This is a genomic window from Janthinobacterium sp. GW823-FHT06H09, from assembly GCF_058794735.1.
The window spans coordinates 27,234-49,105 of sequence record NZ_JBXAHC010000013.1 but is presented as its reverse complement, the minus strand read 5'-3'; the positions used below and the strand labels follow the sequence as shown (position 1 = coordinate 49,105).

The 21,872-nt window shown below is 65.4% G+C and carries 14 protein-coding genes; 5 read left to right on the top strand and 9 right to left on the bottom strand.

Annotated elements, in window-relative coordinates; all coding sequences use genetic code 11:
* Window positions 1-72: 72 nt before the first annotated feature.
* Window positions 73-4,497, bottom strand: a complete 4,425-nt coding sequence (locus AC1Q6X_RS21410; RefSeq protein WP_492498346.1) for a translocation/assembly module TamB domain-containing protein — start codon at window positions 4,495-4,497, stop codon at window positions 73-75.
* Window positions 4,497-6,395: an autotransporter assembly complex protein TamA gene (locus AC1Q6X_RS21405; protein WP_492498345.1), complete on the bottom strand. Its 1,899-nt coding sequence runs from the start codon at window positions 6,393-6,395 to the stop codon at window positions 4,497-4,499. The genes AC1Q6X_RS21410 and AC1Q6X_RS21405 overlap by 1 nt, the downstream gene beginning before the upstream one ends.
* 223 nt (window positions 6,396-6,618) lie before the next feature.
* Between AC1Q6X_RS21405 and queC the strand changes: the two genes are divergently transcribed.
* Together queC and AC1Q6X_RS21395 are read left to right on the top strand one after the other, a co-directional pair.
* Window positions 6,619-7,344, top strand: a complete 726-nt coding sequence (queC, locus tag AC1Q6X_RS21400; protein ID WP_070217781.1) for a 7-cyano-7-deazaguanine synthase QueC — start codon at window positions 6,619-6,621, stop codon at window positions 7,342-7,344.
* 78 nt (window positions 7,345-7,422) lie between these two features.
* Window positions 7,423-8,316, top strand: coding sequence for a sterol desaturase family protein (locus AC1Q6X_RS21395; RefSeq protein WP_492498344.1), 894 nt, complete (start codon window positions 7,423-7,425; stop codon window positions 8,314-8,316).
* 8 nt (window positions 8,317-8,324) lie between these two features.
* On the opposite strand, the gene AC1Q6X_RS21390 is transcribed toward AC1Q6X_RS21395, so the two are convergent.
* Window positions 8,325-9,008 (bottom strand): helix-turn-helix domain-containing protein, encoded by a 684-nt coding sequence (locus AC1Q6X_RS21390; protein ID WP_230506542.1) that lies wholly within the window; start codon window positions 9,006-9,008, stop codon window positions 8,325-8,327.
* Between the two features lie 259 nt (window positions 9,009-9,267).
* Between AC1Q6X_RS21390 and AC1Q6X_RS21385 the strand changes: the two genes are divergently transcribed.
* Window positions 9,268-12,306 (top strand): sensor domain-containing diguanylate cyclase, encoded by a 3,039-nt coding sequence (locus AC1Q6X_RS21385; RefSeq protein WP_492498343.1) that lies wholly within the window; start codon window positions 9,268-9,270, stop codon window positions 12,304-12,306.
* Here the strand turns inward: AC1Q6X_RS21385 and AC1Q6X_RS21380 are convergent, their stop codons facing one another.
* Entirely contained in the window at window positions 12,307-12,681 is a 375-nt protein-coding gene (locus tag AC1Q6X_RS21380) for a hypothetical protein (RefSeq protein ID WP_083287436.1), read from the bottom strand.
* A 212-nt stretch (window positions 12,682-12,893) separates the two neighbouring features.
* On the opposite strand from AC1Q6X_RS21380, the gene AC1Q6X_RS21375 reads away from it, so the two are divergent.
* Both AC1Q6X_RS21375 and AC1Q6X_RS21370 read left to right on the top strand, forming a co-directional pair.
* Window positions 12,894-13,130 (top strand): hypothetical protein, encoded by a 237-nt coding sequence (locus tag AC1Q6X_RS21375; RefSeq protein WP_143449926.1) that lies wholly within the window; start codon window positions 12,894-12,896, stop codon window positions 13,128-13,130.
* Window positions 13,131-13,251: 121 nt separating this feature from the next.
* Window positions 13,252-13,761: a hypothetical protein gene (locus AC1Q6X_RS21370; RefSeq protein ID WP_099409216.1), complete on the top strand. Its 510-nt coding sequence runs from the start codon at window positions 13,252-13,254 to the stop codon at window positions 13,759-13,761.
* 423 nt (window positions 13,762-14,184) lie between these two features.
* Here the strand turns inward: AC1Q6X_RS21370 and AC1Q6X_RS21365 are convergent, their stop codons facing one another.
* The 5 genes from AC1Q6X_RS21365 to AC1Q6X_RS21345 all read right to left on the bottom strand — a co-directional run bounded on the left by AC1Q6X_RS21365 (window position 14,185) and on the right by AC1Q6X_RS21345 (window position 21,856).
* A complete protein-coding gene (locus AC1Q6X_RS21365; protein ID WP_492498342.1) occupies window positions 14,185-17,325 on the bottom strand; it encodes an efflux RND transporter permease subunit in 3,141 nt (1,046 codons plus the stop codon).
* 25 nt (window positions 17,326-17,350) lie between these two features.
* Complete coding sequence (locus tag AC1Q6X_RS21360) at window positions 17,351-18,568, bottom strand: efflux RND transporter periplasmic adaptor subunit (protein WP_492498341.1); 1,218 nt, start codon at window positions 18,566-18,568, stop codon at window positions 17,351-17,353.
* 12 nt (window positions 18,569-18,580) lie between these two features.
* Window positions 18,581-19,813 carry a TolC family protein gene (locus AC1Q6X_RS21355; RefSeq protein WP_492498340.1) on the bottom strand — a complete coding sequence of 411 codons (1,233 nt, stop codon included), beginning with the start codon at window positions 19,811-19,813 and terminating at the stop codon, window positions 18,581-18,583.
* A gap of 103 nt (window positions 19,814-19,916) precedes the next feature.
* Window positions 19,917-20,279, bottom strand: coding sequence for a cation efflux protein, CzcI family (czcI, locus tag AC1Q6X_RS21350; protein WP_070312569.1), 363 nt, complete (start codon window positions 20,277-20,279; stop codon window positions 19,917-19,919).
* A 29-nt stretch (window positions 20,280-20,308) separates the two neighbouring features.
* On the bottom strand, window positions 20,309-21,856 hold the full coding sequence (locus AC1Q6X_RS21345) for a C13 family peptidase (protein WP_492498339.1): 1,548 nt from the start codon (window positions 21,854-21,856) through the stop codon (window positions 20,309-20,311).
* Between the last annotated feature and the right edge of the window lie 16 nt (window positions 21,857-21,872).

Genomic DNA, 21,872 nt, shown 5'->3' with positions numbered 1-21,872 from the left:
ATGCACATGGGCCGTAGGTCGGATTAGCGGGGCCACGCCCCGCGTAATCCGACAACGTTGTTGGCCGCCACTCTAATCAAACGCCCACGTATACAACACGTCGAGCGCATTGTTCGTGCCCGTCTGGAACTGCAGGGTGATGCGGCGGTTCAGTTTGTAGCGCAGCTTGACCAGGCTCGTCGCCGTGCTCGTGCCTTGCTCGAACGTCAGGTAGGCGCGCGACGACAGCCGCTTGCCGACGGTGACGACCGTGCTTTCCAGTCCTTGCGCCTGCGACAGGCCCACTTCATCGAGGCCCAGCGAATTGGCCAGCTTGCCCTGCAAGCCGCCGCCGGAGCCGCCGAAGAGGGCGCCTGCGGCCGTCGTCAGCAGGGCCATTTCATCGCCGGCCGCCGTTTCCGCGCCGTGACCGAGGATCAGCCAGGCCAGCTTGTCGCTGTCCGACACGCTCGGCGTGGACACCAGCTTGGCCGTCGGCGCCTGCGCAGTGCCGCGCACTTCCACGCCCGCTTCCACGTTCGTTTCCGACAGCGCTTCGCCTTCGGGACGCTTGCGCACGGCCAGGATATTCAGCGACGGGTTGTCGTAGGCGCCCGTGAAGGCGATCAGGCCCCGCTCGATCGATAGCTTCTGTCCATACGCGGCGTACTGGCCGTTCGTGACCTTGATGCTGCCCGTCACGCGCGGCGCGGCGCGGTTGATGACTCTGGCGCGCACATTGCCCGCCAGGTCTGCATCGAGCCCCATGCCGCGCAGGTGGAAAGCGTTGCCCAGGTCAAACTCGAGGTCGATATTCAGCGGCAGCGAAGGCGCTTCCTTGCTGCCCTTGACTTCCTTGCCCAGCACCACGACGTCGCTGCTTTGCGTGGGGGTATCTTGCGGCGCCAGCTCGATCAGCGCGCGGTTGGCCTTGAACTTGCCCTCGAAGCTGAAGCGCTTGTCATTGCGCACCAGGGTGCTGTTGCCCGACAGGACCAGGGTGCGGTCGGGGCGCGACAGCGCCTGCAGGCGGTCGGCCATCAGCTTCAGTTCCAGGCTCGCTTCGCCATTCGCAAAGCGCACCCAGCCATCGGCCTGCACCTTGCCGTCGCCGCCGTCAAAGCTCAAACGCTGCAATTGCAATTGATCGCCGGCCAGCTTGGCTTGCAGCACGCCATTGCGCAATTTCAAGCCCTGGTCGGCCCAGTTCACCAGCAGCTTGCTGCCGTTGATGTCGCCATTCAATTGCGGCGCGCCGATGGTGCCGCTGCCGGACAGGGCCACCTTCAAGGCGCCGCCCAGTTCCAGGCCCGGCTGGCCCGTCAGCGGCGCCAGCCACGCCAGCGAATCGATATTCGTGGTGCCCGTCAGGGACAGGGCGCTGTCGTTGCTGATGCGCCCGCTCAGCATTTGCACGGTGGCATTGATATCGCTCTGGCCCGCGCGCGCGCCATCGAGTTTCACGGCCAGGCGCAGCTGCTGGTTGGCGACATCCACGCGCGCATCGAAGGTGCGCAAGCCCAGCGCCAGCGGCTGTTCCACGCCCACCGTCACGTCGCCTTTTTCGCGGTAGATGTGCAGCATGCCCGCCAGCGAGGGGTCTTTCTGCTTGGCCGTCGGCACCTGCATGTCGAGCGACCATTGCGCGCCCAGGGTCAGGTCGCTGCGCGCATTGGCTTGCAGCGACGGGATCACTTGCGCCAGATAGGTCAGGGCCACGCCGGCCGCTTGGCCGGAACTGGTCCAGCGGGGGCCGTTCTTGACGAGGTTTTGCATGGTGATGCTGCCTGCCGGCAATTTGATGACGGTGTTGCCCACGCTGATCTGCTCGGGCTGGCCCAGGCCCGCCACGCCGCTGCCGGCCGGTCCCGCCACTTTCACGGGCACGGGCGCTTGCAGCACGAGCGCATAGCGGCCCTTGTTTTGCAGGCTGTCGATGCTGCCCGTCCAGGCGGCGCCGCTCTGGCTGCCGCGGATTTGCACGGTGGCATCGAAATCGTCATTGCGCGCCGTCAAACTGACCGTATGGCTGCCGCGCGTGCCCGTCGTGCCCAGGCGGGCGCTGGCCAGCTTGAAGGTGGGCGTGCTGTAGCCCGTGATCTCCAGGCTGCTGACCATGGGGTCGAGCGCGCCCTGGCCGGCGCCCACGCTGGCGCTGCCTTTCACGGCTTTCAATTGCTGGTCGCCAAAGAAGGTCAGATCCTTGCCATCGAGCGTCAGCTGCGCGGCGGGCGCGTCCATCTTGCCCGAGACGGAACCGGCCGCATGCAGCACGCCGGCAAACTTGGGGCCCAGGGTCGACAGTTGCGGCGCATCGAGCTTCCACGTCAGCTGGTCTGTGGCGCCGCCCAGCGCGCCCTTGGCCAGCAGGCTGTTCGGCCCCAGGCGCAATTCCGTATCCACGCTGTCGATGCGTTTCGCGTTGGCCGACAGCTTGGCGTAGCCGGCCAGCGGGGCATTTTGCAGGGTCGATTCGCGCAGGGCCAGGTTGAGGGCCACTTGCCAGTCGCTGGTGAGGCGGCCGCTGCCGTTGAAATCCGCATTCACGTTGCCGTTGGGCATGGATGCGCCAAACGCGGCCGGGTTGATCTTTTGCAAGGAACCCGTCATTTTCAATTCCGCCTGCTGCTTCGGACCCGTCAAGCCCACGTCGCCGCTGGCGTGGATGGCGCTGTCGGGCGCGGGGCGCTTGCCGCTGGCGAGGCCCAGTCCTTTCGCGTCGGCCACAAAGCTCGTGCGCGGCTGCTGCAGCGTGCCCTGCACCACGCCGCTGGCCAGCACCGTGCCCAGCAAGTCTCCCTGCAGGGCGGAGAGCTGGCGTGCATCGACATTCCAGTTGAGCTTTTCGCCGGCGCCGCCAAAGTTGCCCTTGGCCGTCACGTTGTTCTTGCCCAGCGCCAATTGCACGTCGATGCCGCTGAAATGGGCCGCATCGGCCGTCAGCTTGCCCTTGCCCGACAAAGGCTGGTCGAGCAGCTTGCTGGGGCGCACGGTAAAGTCCGCATTCGCCAGCCACTTGGGCGCCACGTGACCATGGGCGCGCACGTCGAGGTTCAGGTCGGCCACGGGGAAGGCGCCGAAGTCGGCGGGATTGAGGCGGCTGGCGCTGGCCACGGCCTTGAACGGTTGCTCGTCCTTGAGGCTGATCTGGCCCGTCGCGTTGACGCTGCTTTTGCCTGCCTGCAAGGTGGCCTTGCGCAGTTGCACGAGCGAATCGGCCAGGGTGGCTTCCATGTCCAGGCGCAGCTTGGCTTCGCCCAGCTTGGCGCGCAGGGTTTGCGTCTTGCCGTCGCTGTCGAGCACGATATCGCCGACGATCTTCGTGCTGTTGATGCTGCTGTAGATGTGCTGCAAGTCGATCTTGTCCGTGTGCAAGGTCAGTTGCGCCGTGCCGATGGGGCCATCGACGGCGTCGCGGTTGAGTTTGCCGCCGCCCGTGAACTTGCCCGCGTTGCCGAAATCGATGATGGCCGATTCCAGGGTCGTGGCCGTCAGGGTGCCGCCCAGGCGCGCTTCTAACTGGCGCAGCGGCAGCTTTTGCTGGTCGATGGGGCCCGGCGTGGCGTGGTTGAGGATGGCCAGCTTGCCCGATACGGTTTGCTTCGTCGGCCGGGTGTCGATGGCGGCGTCGAGTTCCAGGCTCAGGTCCGCCTGCGGCAAGGTGGCGTCGAACTTGCCCGGATTGATGTTGCGGCCTTTGATGCTGGCCGAGCGCAGGATGATGACGGGGTCGAACGGCGCCAGCGCCAGCTGGGCATCGGCCGTGGCCGCGCCCGCGCTGCCCTTGGCCGTGACGTTCAGCACATTCAGGTCGCCGCCCAGCTGCAGCGCCAAGGCGGCCGGTTTTTCGCCGGCGGCAGGGTTGATCTGCGTCAAGCCCGCCTTGCCGCTGAGCTTGAACGGCTGCGTGGCGGCAATCGTCGCGCTGGCCGTGGCCTGGCCGAACGGCGTGACGGCCGAGGCATCTTCCAGCTGCCATTGCGACTTGTCGCCCGACAAGGTGAAATGGATTTTTTCAAATACCGTGTTGCCGCCCGCGCTGACGAGGGTCACCTTGTCCAGGCGCGCGTCGGCAATGCCGATTTTAAAAGGCGCGGCCAGGCTGGCGGGCATGGTCGACGGTTCCTCGGACGGCGCCGTGCTTTCCACGGACAGGCTGGCCACGTGCAGTTCGCTGATGGCGATGCCTTCCGAGAAGAACTGGAACGGCGACCAGTTGATGTCGATATTGTCGGCCATGATGTGCTGCGTCTTGCTGCGGTAGCTGACGTGGCCCAGGTGCATGCGGTTGTACAGCGAGCCGGACACGCCCGACACTGCGATGTCGCCGCCGCTGGCGCTGGCCACTTTTTGCACCAGCATCTGCAAGGTCGATTCGCGGCCCAGGAACCAGAAGCCGGCGCCCAGCAGCACGGCCAGGCTGGCGACGGCGATCAGCACGTAGCGCACCCAGCGGCGCGGTTTTTTCGCCGGCGGTGGCGGCGCGGCATCGTGGGACTCGGTAGAAATATCGGACATCAGAAAGTGAATCCCAGAGAAAAGTGCAAACGGTAGGCGTGGACGGCGTGGCCATACGCCACGTCGACATTGATGGGGCCGACGGGGCTCTTGTAGCGCCCGCCCAGGCCATAGCCCGATTTCGGCGTCATGGCCGCTTTGACCGTGTCGGCCGCGTTGCCGGCGTCATAGAAGGCGGCAATGGCCCATTTCGGCTTGAACCAGTACTGGTATTCGGCGCTGCCGGTGAGCATGTAGCGCCCGCCGATGGTGGCGTCGCCTTCCTTCACGCCCAGTTCCTGGTAGCCATAGCCGCGCACCGACTGGTCGCCGCCCGCGCGGAACAGGTAGACGGCCGGCACGCCGCGTTTTTCCTTCGAGCCCAGCGCGCCCATTTCGCCGCGCACGATCAGCTCGCCCTTTTCGCCGAGCGGACGGTAATACACGGCCTTGCCGGCCACGCGCACGAAGCGCTCGTCCGTCAGCAGGGGCAGCAGGGCGCCGCCCACCTGGGCGTTGATGACGTAGCCCTTGGTGGGGAACAGCAGGCTGTCGAGGCTGCGCTTGGTGATGGCATAAGTCAGCGGCAAGCTCTTGCTGCGCGTCTGTTCCAGACCCACCACCGTCTTGTCTTCGCTGAGGAACTCGAACGTCAGGCTGCGCTCGAGGTTGGTGCCGCCCCAGTTGCGCTTGGCCGAGATGGTGGTGACGGCCGTGATTTCGTTGGAAATGTCGCTGCGCTCGAACGAGGCGCCCGCGCTGTCGTTGTAGCCGCGCTCGGTGGTCGGAAAGTAAAAATTGGCGTGCGCCGCCTGTTTCTTCGTTTCCATGGTGATCGCGCTCTTGAAGCGCGTGCCCCATACGTTGAGGTTGTCATAGTTGAGCTGGGCGCGATTCCCCGTATTCGTACTGAAACCGAGACCGGCGCTGACGTTCTGCTGCTTGTTTTCCGTCACGCGCACCACCAGCGGCAACTGCGGCGCGGGGCCGCGGTTGGCGGGCCTGGCTTCTGGCGCGGCGCCGGCGGCCTCGGCCTGCTGGCTTTCCTGGCCCGCCTCGATCTGCTCGCCCAGGATGCTGCTCATGTCGGCACTGACTTCCACGCTGGCAAAGTAGCCCGTGTCCTGCAGGCGCGCCTGGAACGATTGCAGCGCCGATTCGCTGTAATAGTCGCCCGGGCGTATCTTGTCGAGGTTGCGGATGATGCTGGCATCGTAGCGCTTCAAGCCTTCGATGCGCAGCTCGCCGAAGCGCAGCTCGGGGCCGCTGTCGAGCACCACCAGCAAGGAGACCTTGTGCGTTTCCGGGTCGACCACGGCTTGCGTATCGACCAGCTGGGCGCGCGGGTAGCGCGTCTGCACCACTTCGCGCAGCAGCGCGCGCTTGGCCGCTTCCCATTCCGCCTGGCGGAACACGCTGCCCGTCTTCAGGGCCCAGCTGCGTTTCAGGGCTTCCGTATCGTAGGGTTCGGAAGCGGCCAGCGGCGGCGTGGGATCGAAGCCGCGCAATTCCAGCTCGACCTTGTCGATGGTCACCGGCTGGCCCGGGTCGACGTCGACGATGACGACGGGTTTGGCGCCCGTCGTGTCGACGCGCACCGTGACGACGGGCGTGTAGTAGCCGGCCGTGGCGATGAGGTTTTTGGCTTGCTCGGGCGTATCGCGCACGAGGCGCTGCAATTGCTCGCGGTCCATGCGCGGGTTGCCGCGGAAGCGTTCCAGGTCCAGGTTTTTTTCCAGCAGTTCATCGAGGTCGCCGGGGGCGTTGACCTTGACCTCATATTGCAGCGGGGCGGGCGCCGTGTCCGTGGCGCTGGCGCTCTCTGGAGCAGCATCTTGCGTGGCCTCCTGCGCGCCGGCATGGGCGATGGGAAACAGCGAGATGACACTGCCGGCGGCCGCCAGTGTCAGTTGACCCATTGCTTTTGTCACTACTTGTGCCAAAATTCGTGGTCGTATCGCCTTGCCGGCAGCCGTATGCCGTATGGGTCGTGCAGAAAACATGGTGCTCCAGATGAGTAAATGCTGACTGCATGTTACCGGAATAGGTAAACTGATGGCGGACGAATAAGTATTTTTTGCGCTGGGAATCATGTTTCTCCGCGCACAATTGGAACAGAATCAAACTGAAAAGAAAGAAATTATGCTAGCAACGGACTCCGCACTGGTGCTCTTTAGCGGTGGACAAGATTCCACCACCTGCCTGGCCTGGGCTCTCAAGCACTATAGCCGCGTGGAAACCATCGGCTTTGACTATGGACAGCGCCATGCGATCGAGCTGACCGTGCGTCCCGGCGTGCTCGAGCAGATGCGCCGGCAGTCGCCCGAGTGGGACAGCCGCCTGGGCCAAGACCACATGATCGACCTGTCATTGATTTCCGCCATTTCCGATACGGCCATGACGCAGAACGTCGAGATCGTCATGCAGGAAAACGGCTTGCCGAACACCTTCGTGCCCGGCCGCAACTTGCTGTTCATGACGGTAGCCGCCACCGTGGCCTACCGCCGCGGCTTGACGGTGCTGGTGGGCGGCATGTGCGAGACGGATTTTTCCGGCTACCCGGATTGCCGCGACGACACAATGAAAGCGCTGCAAGTGGCCCTGAACCTGGGCATGAATACGCGCCTGAAGCTGGAAACGCCGCTGATGTGGCTGGACAAGGCGCAAAGCTGGGACCTGGCGGAAGACCTGGGCGGCCAGCCGCTGGTCGACCTGATCCGCAGCGGAACGCACACCTGCTACCTGGGTGAGCGTGGCGAATTGCACGACTGGGGCTACGGCTGCGGCACTTGCCCCGCCTGCTCCCTGCGCGCGAACGGCTACCAGCAATACGCGGCGAGGAAGGCGGCGAAACCGGCCCTGAAATAATCAGTTTGCGCCGTTTCTTCAAGCGGCGCGGCAGGGGGACAAGCCATGCTGTGGTTTTTGCCACAGGAGCGCCTTGCCATGACATCCCTCTTTGCCGCGCTGTACGGCCCCGTCTTCTGGGCCGGCTTCATCGGCGCCGCCGCTTGCCTGATCGCGGCGTGCCACTACTCCCTCTGGGTCTTGCCGCCCTTGCTGTTGCTGGCGCTGCTCACGTCCCTTCTTGCCGAACGCTATCTGCCGTATGACGGCGCGTGGAACCACGCGCACGGCGACGGCTGGCGCGATGTCGTGCATGCGCTCGTCAACGAGGCGCTGTACCTGCTGGGCCTGGCTGCCTTTCCCTTGCTGGCAGGACACCTGGCGCTGGGCGCGTTCTGGCCCAGCGCGTGGCCGTTCTGGGCGCAGCTGCTGCTGGCCATCCTCATCGCCGACTGCGGCATTACCCTGGTGCATTACCTGAGCCACCGTTTTTATTTTCTGTGGAAACTGCATGCCGTGCACCACAGTGTGCAGCGCCTGTATGGTTTCAATGGCTGGATGAAACACCCGCTGCATCTGCTGCTGGAAGCGGCGGGCGGCATGCTGCCCTTGCTGCTGCTGGGCATGCCGGAGCGTGTCATGGCCGTGCTGGCGTTTGCCGTGGCGATCCAGCTGTTGCTGCAGCACGCGAATGTCGACATGCGCATGGGGCCGCTGCGCCACGTGTTTGCCTGGGCGCCGCTGCACCGTTTTCATCACATGAAATACGGCACGGCCGGCGACGTGAATTTCGGCCTGTTTTTTACGTGCTGGGACCGCCTGCTGGGCACGGCCTTCGATGCACCGGAGTACCGCATGCGGGGCGAGGACCTGGGCATCGGCAGCCGGCCCGACTACCCCGTCGCATATGGGGCGCAATTGATCGAGCCGTTCCGCGCGGAAGAGGGCGTGCGCGCGCCCGAGCTGCCGGCCGGCTTGCGCAACGGGTCGTAGCCGGCAGGTCAATCGAGCAGCTTGACGTCGAGCTGGCGCAAGCTGCGGTCGGCGCGCACGCCGAACAGGCTGCGCATGGTGCGCGAAAAATGCGCGGCATCGGCAAAGCCGGCGCCGTGGGCCGCGTCCGTCAGAGTGCTGCCGAGTAAGATGAAACGGATGGCCAGGCGCAAGCGGCGCCACAGCACCAGCCGCCGCACGGGCAAGCCCAGCTGGGCGCTGAACAGGCGTTCCAGCTGGCTCAGCGACAAATGCGCGGCCCCGGCCACGGCGGCCGCGCTGACCTTGCCCGACAACAATATGTCGACCTGCTCCAGCGCGCGCCGCACGCGGGCGTCGGACAGGATTTCCCGGGGCTGGGCCTGCAGGGCGGCGGCGACATGCTCCAGCGTGGGCGCGCCAGCATGGGCGGCGGCCGCCAGCAAGGCTGCACCGCCCAGGCGCTGCGGTTCCGCATAGATGGTCAGCATGGGCGCCGGTGCGGCGACGATGGCGTGTGGGCGCAGGCTTTCGACCAGCAAGTGCCGCGCCGTGTGGACGATGCCGTCGAGCTCGGCCGTGAAGGGCGCGCCCGTGCTCAGCATCAGCTGGTGCGCATAATGGGCGTGACTGTCCGTGGCGCCTGCTGCGCCATGCAAGATGGCAAAATCCGGCGCCAGCCATAGTGTTCCCTGCCAGCTATCGTGCTGCAAACGCGGCTCCCTGATGATGGATGACGGGGCGATCATAGCAGCCGGCGGGAATGGTTTTCATGGCATTGAATTTTCCTGGAGTACACATCATTGCATCGATGAAATATGTGGTCTTTTTAATACAATATTCGGCATTGCAAGGGCGCCCGCTGTAACGTACTATCATTCTCATCGACTACCGATGGTAATCGTGCAGCCCGCTGCCAGCCATGTTGCCGGCAGTGTCGCGGTTTGATGTCGTCCTGCCTGTCAGCCTGCCATGTCTACACGCGCGTCTTCGTCGTGGTTTGCCCGGCCAGTGTCGCACTGGGTGGGGCCGCGCGCCTTGGCCACGCTGGTGCTGGCGCTGTGCCTGGGATTGACGTATGGCGCCTGGCGCAATGCCCACGACGCCAGCGAACAGCAGGTGCAGGCCGATTTCGATTTCCGCGTGCGCGAACTGGTGAACAACATCGCCGGCCGCATGCGGACTTATATCCAGGTGCTGCACGGGGTGCAGGGACTGTATGCCAGTTCGCAGGAAGTCACGCGCCGCGAATTCCATGCCTATCTGGCGGTACAGCAGGTCGACCGAAACTTTCCCGGCATTCACGGCATCGGCTACCTGCCGCTGGTGCCCGGCGCCGCCCTGGCGCGGCACGAGGCCAGCGTACGCGCGGAAGGCTATCCCGGCTATGCCGTGCGTCCACAGGGCCAGCGGGTCTGGCATGCGCCCATCACGTATCTGGAACCTTTAAGCGACAGCAACCTGCTGGCCTTCGGCTATGACATCTGGTCCGAACCCGTGCGCCGCACCGCGCTCGAGCAGGCGCGCGATACGGGCCAGGCCGCCATGACGGGCAAGATCCACCTGGTGCAAGATGGCGGCAGCGACCAGGCGCATGGTTTCCTGGTCGTACTGCCCGTGTATGACAACGGCTTGCCGCATGCCAGCGTGGAGCAGCGGCGCGCCGCCTTGCGCGCCTGGGTGTTTGCGCCGTTCCGCATGGGCGACCTGATGGCGGGCGTGGGCGGCGAGGCGGCGCGCCAGCTGGACCTGGAAATCTATGACGGCGCGCAGCTGGCCGAGGCGGCCCTGATGTACGACAGCCTGCCGGGCGGCTTGTCCTCTGCCGCCTCGGACAGCCTGTTATCGCGGCAAGTCATCACCATCGCCGGCCGGCCGTGGACCTTGCGCGTGCGCGCCATGCCGGGCTTCGATGGCGAGCTGCTGGCGCGGCCGCGCCTGGTGGCCTGGACCGGTTTGCTGGCCAGCATCGTGCTGGCGCTGGCGGCCTGGCTGCTGGCGGCGGGCCGCGCCCGCGCCCAGGCGGCGCTGGCGCGCTCGAGCGAGCTGGCCGGCCAGCTGGAGCAGGGGCAGGCGAGCGTGCTGGCGATGGCCGAGGCGGCGCAACGGAGCCAGGCCATGCTGCGCAGCATCCTCGATTCGACCATCGACGGCATTCTGGTCGACAATATCAATGGCCGCATCTTTACCTCGAACCGGCGTTTCCGCGACCTGTGGCAAGTGCCCGACGCGCTCGACTGGCAAGCCGATGGCGCGGCGCTGGTGCGCCATGTGGAAAGTCAGCTGGAGCAGGCTGCACCTTTCTTGGGAGCACGCGCCCATGCGCCGCACGGCCACCGCGAGCGGCGCGACGTGCTGCATCTGCGCGATGGGCGGGTGGTCGAACAATATGTGCGCAGCATGCAGTTAGGCAATGAGCAGGCGCGCCTGTGGACCTTCCGCGATATCAGCGAGCGCAGCCAGATGGAGCGGCGCGAGCATACGCGGCGGCAAGTGCTGGAAATGCTGGCCACGGGCGCGCCGCTGGAACGGGTGCTGGAAAGCGTGGTGCTCAGCGTGCAAGCCGACCATCCCGCCATGCTGTGCAGCATCTTGCTGCTCGATGAAAGCCGCCACCGCCTGGTGCTGGGCGCGGCGCCGAGCTTGCCCGCGTTTTTCAACCTGTCCAGCCACGGCCACGACCTCGACACCCTGCAGGGCGTGCATGGCATCGCCGCGCAAGCCGTGCGCGACGGCCAGCGCGTGATCGTGGGCGACTTGCATGCCAATGTGCAGGAAACGATGGAACTGGCGTACCGGGCCCAGCTGCAATCATGCTGGGCCGAGCCCGTGCGTGGCGGCTCGGGCAAGCTGCTCGGGGTGCTGATGGCGTATCACCGCCAGCCGACCTTGCCGGGCGCGGCGCATCTGGCGCGGCTCAGCGAGGCGGCGCACCTGGCCGGCATGGCCATCGAACAGGCGCAGGTGGCGCTGGCCCTGCGCGCCGGCGAAGCGCGTTTCCGCAGCCTGTACGACCACGCGCCCGTGGCCCTGTGGGAACAGGACTGGTCGGCCGTGCGCGCCGCGCTCGACGCGCTCGAGCAGGCGGGCGTGCGCGACCTCGGCGCCCATTTCCAGGCCAATCCGGATGCGCTGCGGAAGCTGGCGGGCCTGGTGCGCATCATCGATGCGAACGGCGCCGCGCTGGCGCAGGTGCGCGCCAACGAGGACGACCAGCGCCGCGGCGCGCTGAGCCTGGCACAGAATTTCGATGACAGCGCCTTGCCCCGTTTCGGCGATGCGTTGCTGGCGCTGGCTGGCGGCGCCCACCTGTACGAGTGCGAAAGCAGCTTCGTGCGTCTCGACGGCGCGGCGCGGCAAAATGAATTGAGCCTGCTGGTGATGCCCGGGCATGCGGACAGCCTCGATTTCGTCATGGTGTCTTCGCTCGACATCACCGAGCGCAAGCGCATGAACGCGGAACTGCTACAGCTGGCCACCACGGATTTCCTGACCGGCTTGCCGAACCGCCGTCACTTCATGGCGTCGCTGGAAAACGAGCATGCCCGCTTGCAGCGCGAGCTGGCCAGCTGCGCCAGCGTGCTGATGCTTGACATCGATCACTTCAAGCGCGTCAACGACGAGCATGGCCACGCCGTGGGCGATGCCGTGCTGCGCCACCTGGGCGCGCTGATGTGCCAGGCGCTGCGCAAGGTCGACGTGCCGGGCCGCGTGGGCGGCGAGGAATTCGCCATCTTGCTGCCGGGCACGGATCTGAGCGCCGCCGCCGTGTTTGCCGAACGGCTGCGCCGGCGCGTGGCGGAAAGTTCGCTGACCATCGATGGCGGCATTGTGCTCACCATCACGGTGAGCATCGGCATGGCCGCCATGGTCGGTACCGATGCCGATTGCGACGCCGTGCTGGCGCGCGCCGACGAGGCACTGTACCGGGCCAAGCGGGGCGGGCGCAACCGCATCGAACAGAATGACGGCGGCGGCGACGGCGTGCTCAGCAAGTTCATGGCGCAGTGATTACAGGCTGTGCTGACGCGTCTGTGCCTGCTTGCGGTTGCGGCTGACGATCAGCCAGACGATGGCGACGGGAATCAAGAGCGGCAGCAGCACGGGCGTGCTCAAGGCCAGCGCCAGCGCCACGCACAGGGCCACGACGGCGATCAGCACCACGCCCACGCCGGCCAGTACCACGCCCGTGACGACGGCGCCGCATACCAGCGCAATGGCGGCGATCAGCAAGCCGCCGCCGGCAAACACCAGGCCGAACAGCCACTCCAGCGGTCCGTCGATCTCGTCGCCGTTGAGCTGCATGTGCATGTCCGTGGCGCCGATTTTGTCGAGGAACAGGCAGGCGAGCATGACGATGAGGACGAAGGTGAGCAATTTTTTCATGGTAAGCCTCGGTGTGTGGGTGATCGGGTATTGCATGGTCACACTGTAGGCGCGCGCCCCGCTTGCCGCCAGCGGCGTGCGACAGGCCGTCATTTTCACGGTATGGAAGGCGCTGGCGGCCAGAAAAACACTGATTTGGAACAAGATTTCTTTTCTTGTAATGTGCGCAAGCCGTCCTATACTGAACACCTCAGTCTCGCAAGGAGGGCAACATGCTTTTGTTTGCAGATACCGGGGATCAATCGCTATCCCTTTTTCACCATCGAACCACGCGCCAGCGTAGCGCCACGCAGTCCTGCGCCGAGCCTGTCGGCGCGCCATCGGCGATACCGCCGATCATCATCAATCCTTTTAATTATCATGCGCCGCTGCCGGCCATCGACCCGCGCTGGATACCGCCCGGCCCGCCGCTGACCTGGCCCAACCGGCCTGCCATGTCCATGTGCTGACAGTTGCCTGGGAAGATGCCGGACGGAAGCATTGAACGTTCACCCATGCCGCCGTGAAGGCGGCACGGGCGGGCGTTTTCGACTATCATGCTAGCCCCGACCTTCCATCACGAGCACCGCCATGAGTACCGATTTCCCCGACTTTCCCGACGAAGCAGCCGAGCAGGACAATGACGCCCCGATCCAGGAGCCGCGCCTGTGGGTAGGCAATGGCTGGACGGCGCGCGTGATCAAGAACGAGGAAGATGAAGGCTGGGCCGTGGCCATGATCAAGGATGGCGAGCCGGAGCCGGCCCTCGTGGGCCCGTGGACCATGGGCCGCGACAAGAAAAACCCGAAGCCGCTCGACGTCAACGCCTTCAACACCCTGGTCAAGACGGCGTCCGAGGTGCTGCGCCGCCACGAGCAGCAGCTGCATGCGCAACTGCACAAGAATGTATTCGTCGCCACCGACGAGGGGCAGATCAAGGTGATGTTCGACATCGTGCCCGACGAAGACCACCCGTACGCGGAACTGAGCGCCTACGACGCCGACGGCGAACAGATCGCCAAGGTACGCACCTCGGCCGCGTTCAAGTTCAACGCCACGTCCGCCGCGAACTGGATCGAAGGCGGCTACCGCCGGCCCTAAGCTGCATATTGTTGGCGCCGGTGCTGGTGTCGGATGACGCTCCTTCGGAGCTAATCCGACCTACGCCCGCGGAATCGACGCATGGACAGGTGGGTCGGATCAGGCCTGCAAGGCCGTCATCCGACGTTACCACCAGCGTCAACAATGTGTCGGATGACGCTCCTTCGGAGCTAATCCGACCTACGTCCGCGGAACCGACGCATGGCCAGGTGGGTCGGATCAGGCCTGCAAGGCCGTCATCCGACGTTACCGCCAGCGTCAATAATGTGTCGGATGACGCTCCTTCGGAGCTAATCTGACCTACGTCCGCGGTATCGACGCATGGACAGGTAGGTCGGATCAGGCCTGCAAGGCCGTCATCCGACGTTACCACCAGCGTCAATAATGTGTCGGATGACGCGCTTGCGACCTCGGCGGCCCCCGCTAATCCGCCCTGCCTCTTACGGCATACGCCAGCCGGTACAACAGCGGCAGCACCAGCAGCGTCAATGCCGTCGACGATAAAATGCCGCCGATCACCACGGTGGCCAGCGGACGCTGCACTTCGGCGCCCGTGCCCGTGGCAATGGCCATCGGCACGAAACCGAGCGACGCCACCAGCGCCGTCATCAAGACGGGCCGCAAACGCGTGATGGCCCCCTCGCGTATCGCATCCTGCAAGGGCATGCCCTGTTCGCGCAGCTGGCGGATGTAGGCGATCATCACCAGGCCGTTCAGCACGGCCACGCCGGACAGGGCGATGAAACCGACAGCTGCCGAGATCGACATGGGAATGTCGCGCAGCCACAGGGCGACGATGCCGCCCGTCAAGGCGAACGGGATGCCGCTGAAGACCAATAGCCCATCTTTGACGTTGCCGAACATGGCGAACAGCAACACAAACACGAGCGCCAGCGCCACGGGCACCACCAGTTCCAGGCGTTTCGTGGCCGATTGCAGCTGCTCGAACTGGCCGCCCCAGCTGGTCCAGTAGCCAGCCGGAATGGCCACCTGCGCTTGCAACTGCTGCGTGGCATCGGCCACGAAGGAACCGATATCGCGTCCGCGCACGTTGGCGCTGATGACGATGCGGCGCTTGCCGTCTTCGCGGCTGATCTGGTTCGGCCCCGGCGCCACTTGCAGTCTGGCCACTTCGCCGAGCGGGATGAAGCGGGCGCGGCCTTCCGCCGCCGCGCCCAGGGGCAGGGCGATGGGCAGGCGTTTGAGTTGCTCCAGGTCGCTGCGCAGGCTGTCGGGCAGGCGCACGATGATGTCGAAGCGGCGGTCGCCCTGGAACAGGGTACCCGCCTCTTGCCCGCCGATGGCCGTGGCGATCGCCGCTTGCACGTCGGCAATATTGAGACCGTAGCGGGCCGTCTGCTCGCGGTCGATCTGCACCGTCAGCATGGGCAGCCCCGTCGTCTGCTCGACTTTTACCTCTGTTGCGCCGGGAATCTTGCCCAGCACGCCGGCGATCTTCGCCGCCGTGCTGTCGAGCACGCTCATATCGTCGCCGAACAGTTTCACGGCCACGTCGCTGCGCACGCCGGAAATCAGTTCATTGAAGCGCAGCTGGATTGGCTGCGAAAACTCATAGTTGTTGCCCGGCAAGCTCGTGGCCGTCGCTTCGATTTCAGCCAGCAATTGCTCGCGCGATTTTGTCGGTTCCGGCCATGCGTCGCGGGGTTTCAGCATGATGTAGCCATCGGAAATATTCGGCGGCATGGGGTCGGAGGCGATCTCGGCCGTTCCCGTACGGGCGAACACGCGCGCGATTTCCTTGTGGTTTGCCATCAGCTTGCTTTCCAGCTGCTGCTGCATGGCCAGCGATTGCGTCAAGCTGGTGCCGGGGATGCGCAGGGCCTGGATGGCGATGTCGCCCTCGTTCAGGCTGGGCACGAATTCGCTGCCCATGCGCGTGGCCAGCAAGCCCGACAGCACGACGGCTACCGCCGCGCCCGTCAACACGACGGGCGTGTTGCGCATCACCTTGTCCAGTAGCGGCGCGTACCAGCGCTTGGCGGCGCGCATGATGGCGTTTTCCTTCTCCGCCACCTTGTCGCCGATAAACAGCGCCACGGCGGCCGGAATGAAGGTGATCGACAGCAGCATGGCACCGAGCAGGGCAATCACCACCGTCAGGGCCATCGGCGTAAACATGCGGCCCTCCACGCCCGTCAGCGCGAAGATGGGCAGGTACACGACCATGATGATCAGCTGGCCGTACAGCAAGGGGCGGCGCGCTTCTTGCGATGCCGCAAACACTTCATGAAAACGCTCCTGCAAGGTCAGCGGCCGTTCCAGTTTTTGCTGTGCATGGGCCAGGCGGCGCACGCAGTTTTCCACGATGACCACGGCGCCATCGATGATGATGCCGAAATCGAGTGCCCCCAGACTCATCAGGTTGGCGCTCACATGGTATTGCACCATGCCCGTAAACGTGAACAGCATGGCCAGCGGAATCACCATGGCCGTGATGACGGCCGCGCGGATATTGCCGAGGAACAGGAACAGGATGGCGATCACCAATACCGCCCCTTCGAGCAGGTTTTTCTTCACCGTATTGATGGCCTTGTCGACGAGTACCGTGCGGTCATACACGGTGACGGCGTGCACGCCTTTCGGCAGGCTGCGGTTGATCTCGACCATCTTCTTGTCGACGGCTTGCGACACGGCGCGGCTGTTCTGTCCGATCAGCATGAAGACGGTGCCGAGCACCACTTCGCGGCCGTTTTCCGTGGCCGCGCCCGTGCGCAGCTCGCGCCCCAGCACCACGTCGGCCACGTCGCGGATGCGGATCGCCACGCCCTGCACATTGGCGACGACGATGTTGCCGATGTCGTCCTTGGACGCCACCTGGCCCGGCGCGCGTATCAGCAGCTGCTCGCCCTGCTTTTCGATGTAGCCGGCGCCCACGTTGCTGTTGTTGCGCTCGAGCGCCTTCACCACGTCTTGCAGGCTGATGCCGTAGGCGGCCAGTTTTTCCGGGTAGGGCGCCACCTGGTATTGCTTGGCGTAACCGCCGATGGCATTGATTTCCGTGACGCCCGTGACATTGCGCAACTGCGGCTTGATGATCCAGTCCTGGATTTCGCGCAAGTCCGTCGGCGTGTAGGACGTGCCGTCCGGCTTTTTCGCGCCCTCCTGCGTTTCCACCGTCCACAGATAGATTTCACCGAGGCCCGTGGAAACAGGCCCCATCTTCGGCGTGATGCCAGCCGGCAAGCTTTCCTTCGCTTCCTGCAGGCGCTCGTTGATCATCTGGCGGGCAAAATAGATGTCCGTACCATCCTTGAAGATCACGGTCACTTGCGACAAACCATAGCGCGACAGCGAACGCGTCTGCTCCAGGTTGGGCAAGCCGGCCATGGCCGTCTCGATGGGGAAGGTGACTCGCTGCTCGGTTTCCAGCGGCGAATAGCCGGCGGACTGGGTATTGATTTGCACCTGCACGTTGGTGATGTCGGGCACGGCGTCGATGGGCAGCTTTTGATAGCTGTAGATGCCCAGGCCGGCCATGGCGGCCACGGCCAGCATCACCAGCCAGCGCTGGTCGATGGCAAAGCGGATCAAGCGTTCAAACATGATGGTTTCCTTAGCTTTGACGTGATCAATGTTCGTGGCCGGCGGAGTCCTTGCCCAGCTCGGACTTCAGGACAAAACTGCCTTGCGCCGCGTACGGCGTGCCGGCGACCAGGCCCTGCTTGATGTGCGTCAGATTGCCATCGCTGCGGCCCAGCACCACGGGCGTGGCCTGGTAGCCATCCTTGACCTGCACGAAGACGACGGGCTTGTCTTCCACCGTCTGGATGGCCGTGCTCTGCACTGTGACGGGCGCGTCCGCTTCGCCGGACACCACTTCCACCGTGACGAACAGGCCCGGGCGCCAGGCCATGTCCGGGTTCTGCAAGCTGATGCGTGCCTTGGCCGTGCGCGTCTGCTCGCCCAGCAGTGCGCCCACGTAGGTGATCGTGCCTTGCGCGCTGGCGTCAAAAGCGCTGGCTTTCACCTCCGCCTTGCCTCCCATGCGCACGGTGGCCAGTTCTTTCGCCGGCACGGCGATTTCCGCCCACACGGTCGACAGGTCGGAAATGACGAAGATGTTCGCATCTTCCTTGACGGCTTCGCCCAGGGTGATGTGTTTTTCCAGCACCATGCCGTCGAACGGCGCGCGGATCTCGTAACGGTTCAGCGGCCCTTTGCTGGCCCCGGTCCCGGCGCCGCTGGCGCCCAGCGCGCTGAGTTTTTGCTGCGCGTTCTGCACGGCGATTTCCGCCTCGCGCCACGCCTGCTGCGCCTGCAGGTAATCCTGTTCGGCCGAAATCTTTTCGCGCCACAGTTTTTCTTCGCGCTCATACGTGGAGCGGGCCAGCGACAGCCGCCGCTGCGCCGACAGCAGTGCGCTGCGCTGTTCCGACAGTTCCGTGCTGGCGATGACGGCCAGCACTTGTCCCTTTTTCACCAGCTGGCCCAGGTCCGCCTGCACTGCTTCCACCACGCCGGCCAGGCGCGGCACGACGTGGGCCGTGCGGTCTTCATTGAAACGGATTTCGCCGGGCAGGGCGACCGTCGTCTTGATGCGGCCGGGCGCGGCCGTGGCGATGACGACGCCGGCCGCGCGGCTTTGCGCCGCCGTCAATTCCAGCCGGCCTTCCACTTCCTCGTGGCCGTGTTCGTCTTTCTTTTCAGCATGGGCTTCCACCTTGGCGGCGGCGGGCGGCGTGGTCTTGGAATTGCCCGTGCCGAGGATGAGGATGGCCAGCACGATGCCGGCGGCCGCGATGGAGGCGATGGCGATCGCCTGTTTTTTGTTCAGTGTGATGTTCATGGAGGGTATTCCTTACAGGGGAGCTGGTGTGCCCAGCAGGCGCTCGATCTCGGCGGCGGCGTGCTGCGCTTCCGTCAGCGCGCGCAGGTATTGATTTTTGGCTTGCAGCAAGGTGCGCTGGGCATCGAGCACGTCGAGGAAGGCGAACTTGCCGAACTCAAAGCCCTTGCTGGCCGCGTCGTAGGCGCTTTGCGCGCCGGGCAAGATGTCCAGGCGCAAGCTTTCCACGTCGAGCCGGGCCGTGGCCAGGCGTTCGCTGGCGGCGGCCACGTCCGTCTGCACGGCGATGCGGGCGGCGGCCAGCTCGTCGCTGGCTTTGTCGCTGCGGCGCAGGGCGTCGAGCTTGTTGCCCGCATTGCGGTCGAACAGGGGCAGCGGCAGGGCCAGGCCGATGATGGCCTGGTTGCGGCCCAGCTCTTCCGAACGCTTCATGCCGATGCTGAGCGTGACGTCGGGCGTGGCGCGCCGCTGTTCCACGTCCAGCATGGCTTGCCGCTGGGCCAGCGCGCTGCGGGCCTGGCGCACGGCCGGGGCTTGCTCCAGCCGCGCCGCCAGTTCGCTGCCTGGCGGCAACTGCGGCAAGGTTTCCAGCCGGCCCTCAGCCACGGTAAAGCGGGGCGCGGCATTGCCCCATAGGGCGGCCAGGCGCTTGCGGGCGCTGGCCAGCGTGCTGCGGGCCAGGTTCAGTTCCAGCCGCACGCTCGCTTCGGCGACCCTGGCGCGGGTTTCCTCGACAGGGGACGCCTTGCCGGCCGTGACCCGGCGCGCCGTGATGTCGCTGGCGCGCGCGGCCAGCGCCTGCGCGCTGTCGGCCAGGCGCAAGCCTTCCTGCGCCGCCAGCACGTCGACAAAGGCGGTGGTCACCAGCGCGCGCGTGTCGGCTTGCTGTAGCGCAAGGCCGGCTTGCGCCAGTTCCTGGCCCTGCTGCGCGACGGCGGCGCGCGCGCCCCGCTTGCCGCCCAGTTCGATCAATTGATTGAGTTGCACGGTGGTGCTGCGCGTGGCGCGCCGCGTGTCTTCCAGCACGGTTTGCAGTTCCGGGTTGGGCAGGGCGCGCGCCTGCTGCAGGGCGCCGCCCTGGGCCGCCAGTTCATGGCGGGCGGCCGACAGGGTGGCGTTGCCGCCTTCGGCCAGCAGCAGCGCGGCGGGCAGGGTCAGGGGAGCGGCGGGTTCTTCAGGTGTTTGCGCGTGCGCAAAGTTGCCGGCCAGCAGGCCAGCGGAAAATAACAAGATGATTCGGTACATCGAATTCTCCAGGGAATGGAAAAGAATTCGACGGGACGCGCAGGCTTGCGCCTGTTTAGTCAGGCCCGCATATTGCGATCAGTGAAAGTAACGTCCCGTCGGCCTAGATGGCCGACGACCAGTCAGGGCGCTTGGGAGCGTCCGGGATGTGGGAAGCGTAAAAGAAGGGGGAGGTGTCCGCGTTGACGGACGCCATGTCGCCGACGGGCAGGCTGGAGCCGGCCGGCAGCCATGCGTGGCCGATGCCATGGCAGACATTGCAATCGCTGTGCGGCTGGCCTTTTTTCTGCTGCTCAGCTTTATCGCCGGCGGGTTGTTTGTCCGCATCGGCCTTGTGCTGGTGGCTGTGGTGGCCCAGGTGCTGCGCCGCCTTGCCTTCCTCGTGCAGGCAATACGCGCTCGCCGCGGCCCAGGACATCTGGAGCGGAAGCACGAACAGCAGCAAAATGAGGAAGAATCGTCGCATGGTGACGCCTATTGTACAGAAAGTAGCGCTTAGCGTGGCTGGGCGCGCCACGCCTTCAGCTGCGCGGCAATCGCCTTGCCCTGGAATAGCTGCGGCTCGGAATGCTCTTCCGCCTCCATGCCGCCTTCGAGGAAATCGGCCGCCTCGCGCGCCTGCACCAGCACCTTGGCCTTGTCGAACGCCTCGGCAAAGCCTGCGCTCTTGGGCAATGCTTCCTTGAAATACGCTTCGCTGAAGTAAGTAAAATCGTTCTGGTCGTCGCAGCCGAACGAGGTGCGGTCGCTGCGCGCGGCCGTGATGATGAGGGTGTTGTCATCTTTTAATGGCGCAATGAAGCCGCCCGCGTAGCAGGCCGAGATCACGATGACTTTCCAGCGGATGCCGCTGTGCTTGAGCATGCCCGCCAGCTCTTGCGCGGGCAGGCTGTGCAAATCCATGCCGTTTTGCGCCAGCGCCAGTTCGTGCTCGGGCGAGCCGTGGCTGGTGAGGAATAAAAACAGGATGTCGTTGGCCTTGTCCATCTTCGCGCCCAGGGCGTCGAGGCTGGCGGCGATGCTGGTGCGCGTGGCCATCGGCTGCTGCGCCACCGTGTTGCGGCTATTGACCAGCATCAAGGAGCGGCCCACGGTGCCGTAATCGCGGTCGAACTGGCGCTGCACGAAGGCTGTTTCGCGGTGAAACACTTCCTGCGCGCCATCGCCGGCCACGCCCAGCAGGTACAGATTGATCTTTTTTGCCGCATCGCGCGGCGCGATCCGGGCCAGGGCGCCGTCGAGCAGGGTGCGCTGGTTGTACAGGGCCAGCTCGATATTGTCGCGCGTGAGCTTGTCTGCGGCCGGGTCGTCGAGCTGGCCTTCCGTCCAGTTGCCGCTGTCTTCGCGCCGGCCGTCCGCCTGCGCCACGGCGTAGCGCAGCACGCCCTTGCCGTCGAACTGGCCATTCTTGAAGCCACCCCGGTATTCGTCGCCGTCGACCGTGCGCAGCACGCCTTCGCCCTCGAATTTCCAGTCTTTCAGCTCGCCTTCATAGTGGATGCCGTCGCTGGTGGTGACCTTCGCCTTGCCCTGCACCTGGCCCTGGACGAATTCGCCTTCGAAGACGGTGCCGTCCGTGTCGGTCAGCTTGCCGGCGCCGTGCGGGCGCCAGTGCTTGAAATGGCCCTCGAAGGTGGCGCCGTCGGCGCCCTGGAAGCGGCCTTGCCCCTCGAAGCTGCCGTTGACGAAGCTGCCCGCATAGATTTCACCCTTGGGCGAGGTGTAGCGGCCGATGCCGTCGAAGGCGCCCTGGCGGAAGGCGCCCGTGTATTCGACGCCGGACGCCTGGCGCAGCTTGCCCTGGCCGGAAAACACGCCGCGCGCGAAGCCCCCTTCGTAAAACGCGCCGCTCGCGTATTCGAGCCGGCCCTGGCCGTGCATCTTGCCCGCGACGAGGGGACCGAAATAGCGTCCGCCATCGGCCGTTTCCGCCGCCGGCGCCTTGGCTGGCGCGGCGCACAATGGCGGCATGCCCAGCGCGGCAAAGGCCAGCAGGCCGGCGAGGGTGTAGGGGCGAAGCGAGGCGCGTAGCGTGGCAGTCATGAGGACGGTCTGGTCT